General features: G+C 60.5%; 11 protein-coding genes and 1 pseudogene. 5 read left to right on the top strand and 7 right to left on the bottom strand.

Translation table 11 applies throughout. The features are described from left to right. The 5 genes and pseudogenes from nifB to AA309_RS36375 all read left to right on the top strand — a co-directional run. On the top strand, window positions 1-1437 hold a 1437-nt coding region (nifB, locus tag AA309_RS11395), incomplete at its 5' end, for a nitrogenase cofactor biosynthesis protein NifB (protein WP_084731109.1). 34 nt (window positions 1438-1471) lie between these two features. After that, on the top strand, window positions 1472-1705 hold the full coding sequence (locus AA309_RS11390; RefSeq protein ID WP_047189146.1) for a 4Fe-4S dicluster domain-containing protein: 234 nt from the start codon (window positions 1472-1474) through the stop codon (window positions 1703-1705). 53 nt (window positions 1706-1758) lie between these two features. Beyond that, a complete protein-coding gene (locus AA309_RS11385; RefSeq protein WP_047189145.1) occupies window positions 1759-2085 on the top strand; it encodes a nitrogen fixation protein NifZ in 327 nt (108 codons plus the stop codon). Then, window positions 2082-2294, top strand: coding sequence for a putative nitrogen fixation protein NifT (nifT, locus tag AA309_RS11380; RefSeq protein ID WP_047189144.1), 213 nt, complete (start codon window positions 2082-2084; stop codon window positions 2292-2294). The genes AA309_RS11385 and nifT overlap by 4 nt, the downstream gene beginning before the upstream one ends. Before the next feature lie 42 nt (window positions 2295-2336). Beyond that, window positions 2337-2862 (top strand): annotated as a pseudogene (locus AA309_RS36375) (SIR2 family protein); the annotation flags it as partial. Between the two features lie 41 nt (window positions 2863-2903). On the opposite strand, the gene AA309_RS35170 reads toward AA309_RS36375, so the two are convergent. The 7 genes from AA309_RS35170 to AA309_RS11335 all read right to left on the bottom strand — a co-directional run. Further along, window positions 2904-3515 (bottom strand): hypothetical protein, encoded by a 612-nt coding sequence (locus tag AA309_RS35170; RefSeq protein WP_052954646.1) that lies wholly within the window; start codon window positions 3513-3515, stop codon window positions 2904-2906. Continuing rightward, window positions 3512-4447 carry a pantoate--beta-alanine ligase gene (panC, locus tag AA309_RS11365; protein WP_084731107.1) on the bottom strand — a complete coding sequence of 312 codons (936 nt, stop codon included), beginning with the start codon at window positions 4445-4447 and terminating at the stop codon, window positions 3512-3514. Before panC ends, AA309_RS35170 begins: the two co-directional genes overlap by 4 nt. Continuing rightward, window positions 4447-5337, bottom strand: coding sequence for a 3-methyl-2-oxobutanoate hydroxymethyltransferase (gene panB, locus AA309_RS11360; protein ID WP_047189143.1), 891 nt, complete (start codon window positions 5335-5337; stop codon window positions 4447-4449). The genes panC and panB overlap by 1 nt, the downstream gene beginning before the upstream one ends. Before the next feature lie 707 nt (window positions 5338-6044). Further along, window positions 6045-6530: a helix-turn-helix domain-containing protein gene (locus AA309_RS37640; protein ID WP_150117504.1), complete on the bottom strand. Its 486-nt coding sequence runs from the start codon at window positions 6528-6530 to the stop codon at window positions 6045-6047. Between the two features lie 90 nt (window positions 6531-6620). Beyond that, window positions 6621-7832, bottom strand: coding sequence for a porin (locus AA309_RS11345; RefSeq protein ID WP_052954645.1), 1212 nt, complete (start codon window positions 7830-7832; stop codon window positions 6621-6623). Window positions 7833-8911: 1079 nt separating this feature from the next. Next, on the bottom strand, window positions 8912-9661 hold the full coding sequence (locus AA309_RS11340; protein WP_047189140.1) for a Crp/Fnr family transcriptional regulator: 750 nt from the start codon (window positions 9659-9661) through the stop codon (window positions 8912-8914). Between the two features lie 83 nt (window positions 9662-9744). Then, the coding region (locus AA309_RS11335) for a putative PEP-binding protein (protein ID WP_047189139.1) at window positions 9745-10347 on the bottom strand (603 nt) is incomplete at its 5' end.

The following is a 10347-nucleotide window of genomic DNA, read 5'->3' as shown; positions in this document are numbered from 1 at the left end:
TCCTTCGACCAGTTGCTGGCGACTGCGAAATCCGGCGGCTGCACGTCTTCATCCTGCGGCTCGTCCGCAAAGCCGGACGACATGGATTCGGCTATCTGGGAGAAGATCAAGGATCACCCCTGCTTTTCAGAGGAAGCGCACCACTATTTCGCGCGCATGCACGTCGCGGTCGCCCCAGCCTGCAACATCCAGTGCAACTATTGCAATCGCAAATATGACTGCGCCAACGAAAGCCGACCTGGGGTTGTCTCGGAAAAGCTGACGCCCGAGCAGGCGCTGCGCAAGGTGATGGCGGTCGCCAACGAAGTGCCGCAGCTTTCCGTGCTCGGCATCGCCGGACCGGGCGATGCCTGTTACGATTGGAAGAAGACCAAGGCCACGTTCGAACAAGTCGCCAGGGAAATCCCTGACATCAAGCTGTGCATCTCCACCAATGGGCTCGCGCTGCCGGACCATGTCGCCGAGCTTGCCGACATGAATGTCGATCACGTGACGATCACCATCAATATGGTCGACCCGGAAGTCGGCGCAAAGATTTATCCTTGGATCTTTTATGACCACCGCCGCTACACCGGCATCGAAGCCGCCCGGATCCTGCACAAGCGACAGATGTTGGGCTTGGAGATGCTGACCGCGCGCGGCATTCTTACCAAGATCAATTCGGTGATGATCCCTGACATCAACGACGAGCACCTGATCGAGGTGAATAAATGGGTCAAGGAGCGCGGCGCATTCCTGCACAACGTCATGCCGCTGATTTCCGACCCGGCCCACGGTGCATATTACGGCCTGACCGGGCAGCGCGGCCCAAATGCGATGGAGCTAAAGGCTCTTCAGGATCGTCTCGAAGGTGGCGCCAAGTTGATGCGCCATTGCCGGCAGTGCCGGGCCGATGCCGTCGGCCTGCTCGTCTCGGATCGTGGTCAGGAATTCACGCTCGACCAGATTCCCGGCGAGGTCACCTACGATCCCAGCAAGCGCGAGGCCTATCGGGAGGTGGTCGCGCGTGAGCGCGGCGATCACGTGGCTGCTAAGAGTGCGGCGACCAGGATGGTCAAGGCAGCCGGCTCCGGCAAGTCGCTGCTCATCGCGGTGGCGACTAAGGGTGGCGGCCGCGTCAACGAACACTTCGGCCATTCGAAGGAATTCCAAATTTATGAGGCCTCGCCGACAGGAATCAGCTTCGTCGGGCATCGCAAGGTCGAGCAGTATTGCCGCGGCGGCTGGGGCGAGGACGCCACCCTCGACGGCGTCATCGCTGCGCTCGCAGGCATAGACATCGTGCTGTGCGCCAAGATTGGAGATTGCCCCAAGGATCAGCTCACGGGAGCCGGAATCCGAGCAATGGACGCTTATGGCTATGACTACATCGAGACCGCGATCAGCGCGCTTTACACCGCCGAGTTTGGGGTTGAACCTCTGGCGGCAACGGCATGAGCGGTCTCATACCAACCGAAACCGGAGTCGAAAAATGGCCTTCAAGATCATCGCATCCCAATGCACCCAGTGCGGTGCCTGCCTGTTCGAATGTGCCTCCGGCGCAATCAAGTTCAAGGGTGAAACCTACGTGATCGATCCGGACAAGTGCACTGAATGCGAGGGGGTCTTCGATACGCAGCAATGCGCCTCGGTTTGTCCGGTGCCGAAGACCTGTGTTCCCGCGACCTCCAATTCGGCTACCGACACGGTTGGGGCCGCCTCCTGAGGAGGCCTTGAACTTCTCTATTGACAAGCTGCAGCCGCCAGAAAGGAACGGCCATGGGCCTCGGACGCGAACAGGAGGTCGAAATCCGCAAGCCTCCACGATTTATGCTGGGTGAGCGGGTCCGTGCCACACGCAACATCAGTAATGACGGAACCTATCCTGGCAGGGAGATCGGCGAAAACCTCGTGCGAAAGGGAGACGACGGTTATGTGCGCGACGTCGGCACCTTTCTCCAGCAGTTCTACATCTATGCGGTCGAATGGGTCGATCGTGGTACCGTCGTCGGCATGCGCGCGCGTGAACTGATGAGTCTCGACAAAGCCGGGTCTCCTTGCAGTGCCGAAACCACGGTTGGTCCTAGTGAAGGAACAGCCAGATGAAGGTCATGATCCGCAGGACTGGCGCCGGCTTGTCGGCGTATGTTCCCAAGAAAGATCTCGAAGAGCCGATCATCGAGGTCGAGAATGAAGATTTGTGGGGCGGCGCCGTAACGCTCAGGAACGGCTGGCGGCTCGTCCTGCCCGACCTTCCGCAGGGTACGCGTCTGCCGATCACCGTCGAGGCAAGGAAGATTTCCGACGAGGACTGAGGCTGCGGGTTGACAGGATGACAGCGGCAAGAGGAAGCGAGCATGAACACGACCCTGACCTCGGGCCATCTCTTCGTCATGCAAAACAGTGATGCCGAAAAGCGGCTTGACCTGCTGAAGGAAGCGCTCGCCGCCGATGAGATCATCCCCCTATCCCGATCCGGGTCTCCTGCGGCTCAGCTCCGCGGAACCGCCTGTACCGCACACGCGGGCGCCAGCCCCGTCCAAGATCCGCACCAATATGTGGTCGGTCGCGCAGTTCATCGAACAGCGCCAGCATCGTCGGACGCTTCAAGCTTGGATCGCCGAGCTATTCGCAGCGCCGGCGGCACCGACCGTCCTCCACGCCTGGCTCGCAACGCTGCCGCTGTCCCTCATCGTTGACAGCTGGTATGACAGCGCCATGCGCGCGGCCCTGGCAGAAACCGGCCGAACGGACCTCGTCGAGATACAAGGCGTCACGCGGGCGAATGAAATCGGCGACATTTGGACGAAAACCTACGATTTGTTTGAGAGGGAACTCAAACCCGGATCAGCGGCAAAGACAATTCTCTGTACGCGTCAGGGCAGGTTGGGACGTCATCGCTCAAGCCTCACCTGCTGCGTCGCTCATCCTGTGCGCGATCTCCCGTCGAGATCTCGGCTCAAGGATGACTTTGAGGCCGCAAACGAGACGAGGTCGGAGAAAAACCTCTCCGTCACGAGCGCGAGCGCGGTTCCGGTCCCGCTGAGGAGCACAGTTTTATGCTCCAGGATGACAGCAGGTTGGGACTGGCGCGCTGAGGCGCCGAGCTGCGGCGGATCCTCAGAAGGATCAGCTGTGAGCGGCCGAACGCACGCAGCGAGGGTGCAACGGGAGGGACGGAGCGGCGCAACGACGGTCCCAAACGGCACATCCGTCGTTAGCAGAGCCTCAGTCATGTGCGCTGTCAGGCGTTGGGGCACAAACCAGTTCTCAGCCCTCGCGAGCGACAGAGGGCCACGCATGATGCGAACCTGCCGGAAATGGACGGTGTCGCCCGCAGCGGGAGCTAAAGCGGCTCTCACGTCGTCCGGCAGGGCGGACAGCACTTGCCGCTGACGGCACTCAACGCTGATCGGTCCTTTCGAGAGGCCATGCTCGTCGCACCAAGCCAGGAGGGTTTCGGTGGCGGTTGCCCCGGCACTCAGGCGGGCGCTCAGGTTCTGAATGAGAGCATCGGTCGCGGATCGTGCCGTCATGACGATCGCGGTCCTTCCGCGCCGGCTGTGGCCTGCCGATTGATTGCATGCGAGACCAATTCTAGCTCGTGATCGGACAGAGCTGCAGGCGGAGGGGTCAGGAGCACGTTGTCGATCAGGCGCGTGGCCCCAACATAGGCGGCGACACACAGGGCGGCCGGCTGCTCCACCAAACCTGGGATCGCCTCCAGCGTCCCGGCATCCCGCAGCTCAAGGTACTGCAGACAATCGACTTCCATCATCTGAGCCCGTGCCGTCTCCACCAGTGTCCGGCTGTCGCGCTCTCCGGCCTGGAAAGCCGCCTGGGCGGCAAACAGGCCTCGGCTGAGGCAGCGGGCCCTCTCGCGATCCGCGGCGCTCAGATAGCTGTTGCGGCTGCTGAGCGCAAACCCATCAGGCTCGCGCACCGTCGGCACCGTCACGATCTCGACGCCTAAGTTCAGATCCCGCACCAGCTGCCGGATCACGGCACATTGCTGAAAGTCCTTCTGGCCGAAGAACGCCACATCCGGCTGCACGATGTTGAACAGCTTGGTGACCACGGTGATCACACCCCGGAAGTGTCCAGGCCGAAAGGCGCCGCACAGCGGCTCGGCAACGGGTCCGGGCTCGACGGAGGTCTGGAAGCCCGGCGGGTAGATCTCGCTCGCATTCGGCACGAAGATCAGGCTCACACCCGCCGTGCGGCAGAGTTCGTGATCCCGCTCCAGCGCGCGCGGGTAGCGCTCGAGGTCCTCGTGTGGTCCGAACTGGGTCGGGTTGACGAAGATGCTCACCACGGTGATGTCGCACCGCGCGACGCTCTCAGCAATGAGTGCGCGATGACCCTCGTGCAGGAAGCCCATGGTCGGCACGAAGCCGACCCGCAGGCCTGCGGGTCGGTAGCCTTTCAGGCACTGGTCCAGGGACTTGATCGTACGGAAGGTTTGCATCATCTGGCCTCTGACTGGTCGAGGGATTGCGGCTTTACCCAGGTGCAGACTGCCTTCTGGGAGGCAGCCGGCAGCGAATAGGACTCTGCTGCTGACGGAAAGACACCGCCGCGCACGTCGTCGGCCCAGTGCGCCAGGGCCTGCTGCAGCAGGTCGAAGCCATCGATATAGGTGCGGACGAACTTGGGCCTGTGCCCCTGCGTCAGGCCGAGCACGTCATGCAGAACCAGCACCTGGCCGGAGCAATGCGGGCCAGCCCCGATGCCGATGGTGGGGATGCTCAGGCTCTGAGTGATCCGCGCCGCGAGCTCGGAGGGGATGCCCTCGAGCACGAGGGCAAAGCAGCCGGCTTCCTGCAGCCGATGGGCATCCTCCAGGATCCGGATCGCGTCCTGGGCTGCCCTGCCCTGCACCTTGAAGCCGCCCATGGCATGCACGCTCTGTGGCGTCAGGCCCAAGTGCCCCATCACCGGAATCTCGCAGTCGACAAGCGCGCGAATGACCTCCAGACGCTTGCCGCCGCCCTCCAGCTTCACCGCGGCAGCTCCGCGCTGCAGGAAGCCGCCCGCATTGCGCAAGGTGTCTTCCAGGCCAAGATGGTAGCTCAGGTACGGCATGTCGGCGACGAGCAGGGCGCGTGGACGAGTGCGCGCGACTGCTTCGAGATGATGGTTCATCATCGCCATGCTGACCGACAGCGTGTTGTCGAAGCCGAGGCACACATTGCCGACGCTATCGCCCACCAGGATCATGTCGACAACAGGATCCGCCAAGCGCGCCGTGACGGAATCATAGGCCGTCGTCATCACCAGCAGCCGACCGTCCCGGGCCCATTGCTGGAGCAGCGGGATTGTGACCGCTGGTGCGTCCGATGAGGAGAAATGACTCATCAAGTTACCCTTTGCTCAAGCAGGCGGACCACTGGGAAGTCACTTTCTTGATCTCAATCAGATCACGGCAGCATCCGTCCCGTCATCACCTTCAGGGATCGGATCGAATTCACGTCTGTACTTGCCTGGCGCACTAAAGACAGCACATGACATGCGCGTAAGCCTGATTGGCGCTGCCGCTGTAGCGAGTGCCCCTACGGCCATTCAGTCCAGGTCCGAACATTGCTCTAGAGAGCCAACAGTAAGGTATGGATACTTGCCCAACTTACTACCGTAGCAGGTGGCCAAACCTCAAGAGACGCATATTCTATAATTCCTCTCCCGCTTAGTGCTTTCTTCTCTTATCCGCCGGGACAAACAATGGATCCCGATCTGGTTCAGCGGCGTGAAACGACAGCGGCTGGGCTGACCTCAAGGCGCGAATGTGCCTAGCATGTTCGTTGAGGGCAGCAACGGCTGCTCGGGCCTCCTCGCAAAACTTTACTTTGCACCACTCGGGCGCCCGATCCCAGCCATCCTCCTGGATCTCGTAGAAGGCTCGCGCCACCGCCTCAATCTCCTGCAGGTTCATTGTTCAAAGGCTCCTTTGATGCTTCGGCCGAAAGGGATCAGTCTGCTTTCGCTTCAGATGAGCGCGCCGCAGGCGCTTGAGCCGTCACGCGTTGCTCTATCATTAGAGTGAACGCTTTCATCGCTAGCAACCTACATCATGTGATCCAAAGCAGTTCAGCCTCTTCGGCTAGCAATGCAAAGCACGTATGCTTAGGAACCAGATTGCAATAAATTATTGCCCCGGGCCTCAAGGTCTCTCTGTAGCCGTCGTTTGTACGCAGCTCAAGACTACCCCTTAGAAGAATGGCCATCTCGTAGCCGTTGCGAGCGGCAATCCTGCTCAGGTCGCGGCGTATGCCCTCCCGAAGGACAGTGTGTTCGAGCTTTCGATGAACCACAACATGTGCAGATGGCTCTGACGCTGTGCGTCTGAGTGCCGAGCTCTGATCAGCAGTTGGGGGCTCTAGCTCGAGTGCAGTGGCGAGCTTCGTCGCAATGACCAGGGTGGGCGACAAGCGTCCGTTCTCGATGCGAAAGATCGTGGACGCTGCAATGCCCGAAATCCGTGCGATTTCCCGAAGTGAGAAGTTCATCTCCTTGCGCCGCCGATAAACTTGCCGAGCAAAGGTTTCGTCAGACACTTAGTATTGCCTGTCAGTTCGGAATGTGTGACCTAAAAGAAACCCCGGTGTTTCGACCGGGGCTTCCTCTAACCAATCGGGACGAGCCGATTAGAAGTCGCGCTGAACGCGCAGACGGCCTTCCCAGCGGTCGTCGTTGTCGACAGCAGGAGCGTCCACGTCGACGTTGGCGTAGAGAACCTCGACGCCGATGTCGAGACCGGAGACCGGCGACCAGATCACGTTCGAACCGACGCGCCACTCGTTGAAGTCCGCGCCCGTCACGCCCGCGCCGTACTCGACGCTCGCATACGAACCGAACACGCTCTGACGGATCTCAGGGGTCCAGTAGTGACGCAGACCACCGGCCACCGACCAGCCCTGGGTCGTGTCGATGTCGCCATCGGCGTCGATCACAGCGTCGTCAACCTCGGAACCGTCGAAGCCGAGGTAGCCGAGAGCGCCGTCAGCATAGGTGGCGGCAATCCACAGGGCATCGCCAGCCGCCAGCATCGGCAGGTTCACGTGGCCCTGGAACGTCACGGCGAAGCCGTACTCGGTGTCCGGAACGAAGCCAAGGCCGGTGACCGCATCCGTGAGGGCAATGCTGCGGAGCTGGTGAACCGCGCCGGCGAGCATCGCCGAACCCCAGGTGCCGGAGTAATTCAACTGACCCACGACGTCGGGCGTGCGCTGACCGGCGGTCACGTCGGTATCAGGGTCGAAGTCGACGAACGTGTCATCAATGCCGGCAAAGCGGCCCTCTTCGAGCGACAGCGAGGCCGAGAAGCCGTTGCCGAACGAGAAGGTGTAGGCGAACAGGTTCACGTTCGGAGCGTCCGAGAAGCGGAGCGTGCCGAAGTGCTCGGTCGGCAGGTCGCCGTTGTCGAAGAACGACACAGCGCGACCGGCGGTCAGGCCGCCGAACTGGACGAAGGCCTGGTCGACGTTCGGAACGGTCGAGTCTGCGGGATTGTAAATGCCCGTGTCGTGGGTCATCTCGAAGCGGATGTAGGTACGCAGCAGGCCGTAGGCCGTGGCGGTACGGGTATCGATGTTCAGACGGCCACGAGCACGGAAGCCGATCGAGTCATCTTCGCGGTCGTTCGGCTCAAGGTAGCGATACTCAGCACGGACGCGGCCGCCGACGCGGAGGCAAGTTTCCGTGCCGGGGATGTAGAAGAAGCCTGCGCCGTAGGTGGAGCAGACGCGGACGTATTCGACAGCAGCGGCCTTCTTTGCGGGAAGGTCAGCAGCCTGTGCCCCCGCGACAGCCGCGAGACCCGCGACCGATCCGAGCAGAAGGCTCTTAACGAGCTTCATGGTGTATCTCCTAAATCAGGATTAGAGCAGAATTTGCAAAGCTAACTCTTGCTCACGTTGGTTACGGAAACTCCTTTTCCGCAAAGGCAACGTCATACGTCCTGGGAAACAAATTCAAGTCGATATTGGGAGTTGGCTATAAACCAACACAGTAAGCACGGCATGTGTTGCGCAAACGTGACCACAAATGTTGGTGATCATCCAAGAGGATGCAGGTACTGTTGCGTAAATGTGACCGTGAACGCCCTCAAAGATCATTCCGCCGTCATCGCATTGCTGAAGCTGCCTGTTGACAATCCTCTTCTGGTAATACTGAATTGAATAGTCGCATGTATCGGACGAGCGATCGTGTGGCTTCAAAAATTCAGGAATCGAGACCCTGAATGCAAGCCCAGCGGATGCTTCCGCTGGGCTTCTTATCTAAACCAAAAAAGCAGCGACCGTGGGTGATTAGTAGCGACGGCCCGGATTCACTCTACACGCCGGAATGAGATCGCTCGCGACGGCGATGCCACACCCGCGCGGCTCATGGCCGACTTCGGTGCTCGTAGGCGACGAGCTCTAGCGGAACCTTAAGGAGACGGCTCGTGCGCTATTCTTCGCACACATGCTTATCATTACAACGAAGGCCCGGCCAGTGGCTCATCTGCGCCGAATTTTAGTCTGATCTGATAGCGCCCGGTTGATAGCCTCTAATCCTTCCGGCGTGATTTCGTAGATTGGAAGTGTTACGGCCCTGAGATCAGACTGGTTTACGTCCGCGACTTTCCTGCACCAACCGCGTTTCAAGCAGCGTCCTAATGGACCTTCTAGAACAGCCTGAGGCTCCTTCGCTAAGGTCATGAGAAATCTAAGCTCGCTTTCAATCAAGCCGCGCATTTCTTGACATACCTCCGATGCCAATGCCTCACCTAACGGGCTGTCATTGCAGCTTTGTCATTCTGCTGAACGCAGACGGACGCTCAGATACAACGCAGTGGCGATACCGGCCAACACTAAGGGTCAGGCAAACCAAATGGAGCCCTTTGGATGGTTCGCATCGAACCCACTGATGCTCATCGACCTGCAGAAGATCGCTGTCATCTGTCGTGTGCATAATCAGCCTCACGTTCACACCGGGATGAGAGTTGTTTTGACCGCTGCCGCGCGATCCTGTAACAGCCACACACGATCTGCTCGAGACCGGGTCGGTCGGTCACGGTGATTGCACCGCAGCCCTGGTGGATCAAACCCGCTGACTGAAGCCCACTCGTGACGAGATTGACTGTTGATTGTCGCACTCTCAACATTTGGGACAAATGCTCGTGAGTGAGTGGCAAGGTAGCCTGATTGGCTCGATCAAGCATGGTGAGCATCCAGCGGCAGCAGCGAGCCTCTACGCTGTGGAGGGTGCTGCAGGCCGTAGCTTGTAGAGTCTCCGCCAGCAGGACCTCTATGAAGCGTAAGAAGAGTTCGCGGAGGTTCGGTCGTTCCTCGAACGCACGATGCAGGACGTCAGTGTCGATGCGCGAGGCAGTACGCTTGACTTGCACAACAATGCGCCCAAGGGATTGGCGGGTGATAAGTGCACTGGCCAACCCAAACATGGCGCCATGTCCGAGCACCCCCAACTGGACGGTTCCGCCATCAGGTAGGACAGTCGCGAGCGAGACAATGGCATTATGCGGGAAGTAGACGAACGGCATGCTTTCATCGGTCTCATAGATAACCATGCCCTTATGCAGCTCTATCAGCTGAAGGTGTGGCTCAAGACGCGCGAAGTCGTCCGGCTGCAGCGCCGATAGTAAGCGGTTCGTTCGATAGGATGATTGGCGCGAGGACAGTGACATGGCAAGAACCCTTTGCCTAGGTGCATCGACTATCTGAGAGGCGGACAGGCGGCGCTTGGTGCCAACCGATAGCGCTCGTGCATTTACGCCTGGCTCGCGGCCTTGTTGCCGAGCGCCGCCTGCGCGGCGGCCAAGCGCGCGATCGGCACGCGATAGGGCGAGCAGGACACGTAGTCGAGCCCGACCGACTGGCAGAAGTGGATCGACGCCGGATCGCCGCCATGCTCGCCGCAGATGCCGAGCTTGATGTTGCCCCGTGTCTTCTTGCCGCGTTCGGCTGCGAGCTTCACCAGCTCGCCAACCCCTTCCTGGTCGATGGTGACGAACGGATCGGCAGGCAGCAGGCCCTTTTGCGTATACGGCCCCAGGAACGAGGCGGCGTCATCGCGCGAGATGCCGAGCGTCGTCTGCGTGAGGTCGTTGGTGCCGAACGAGAAGAACTCAGCCGATTCCGCGATCTCACCGGCGCGCAGAGCCGCACGCGGCAGCTCGATCATCGTGCCGACCTGATACTCGACCTTCACGCCGGCTTCCTTGGCGACCGCTTCCGCCATCGCGACGATGCGATCCTTCACGAGGTCGAGCTCCGCCTTCGTCATCACGAGCGGCACCATCACCTCCGGCACAACGGGCTTGCCGGTCTTGCGGCCGGCCTCGACGGCCGCCTCGAAGATGGCGCGCGCCTG

This window comes from Microvirga vignae (assembly GCF_001017175.1).
Taxonomy (GTDB): domain Bacteria; phylum Pseudomonadota; class Alphaproteobacteria; order Rhizobiales; family Beijerinckiaceae; genus Microvirga; species Microvirga vignae.
This window is presented reverse-complemented; position numbering and strand designations above follow the sequence as displayed.

Bases quoted from the DNA above. Each gene is read 5' to 3' on its own strand.
- AA309_RS11390 (WP_047189146.1), top strand. From the start codon at position 1,472: ATGGCCTTCAAGATCATCGCATCCCAATGCACCCAGTGCGGTGCCTGC.
- AA309_RS11340 (WP_047189140.1), bottom strand. From the start codon at position 9,661: ATGTCACTGTCCTCGCGCCAATCATCCTATCGAACGAACCGCTTACTA.
- AA309_RS35170 (WP_052954646.1), bottom strand. From the start codon at position 3,515: ATGACGGCACGATCCGCGACCGATGCTCTCATTCAGAACCTGAGCGCC.
- panB (WP_047189143.1), bottom strand. From the start codon at position 5,337: ATGAGTCATTTCTCCTCATCGGACGCACCAGCGGTCACAATCCCGCTG.
- panC (WP_084731107.1), bottom strand. From the start codon at position 4,447: ATGCAAACCTTCCGTACGATCAAGTCCCTGGACCAGTGCCTGAAAGGC.
- AA309_RS11385 (WP_047189145.1), top strand. From the start codon at position 1,759: ATGGGCCTCGGACGCGAACAGGAGGTCGAAATCCGCAAGCCTCCACGA.
- AA309_RS11345 (WP_052954645.1), bottom strand. From the start codon at position 7,832: ATGAAGCTCGTTAAGAGCCTTCTGCTCGGATCGGTCGCGGGTCTCGCG.
- nifT (WP_047189144.1), top strand. From the start codon at position 2,082: ATGAAGGTCATGATCCGCAGGACTGGCGCCGGCTTGTCGGCGTATGTT.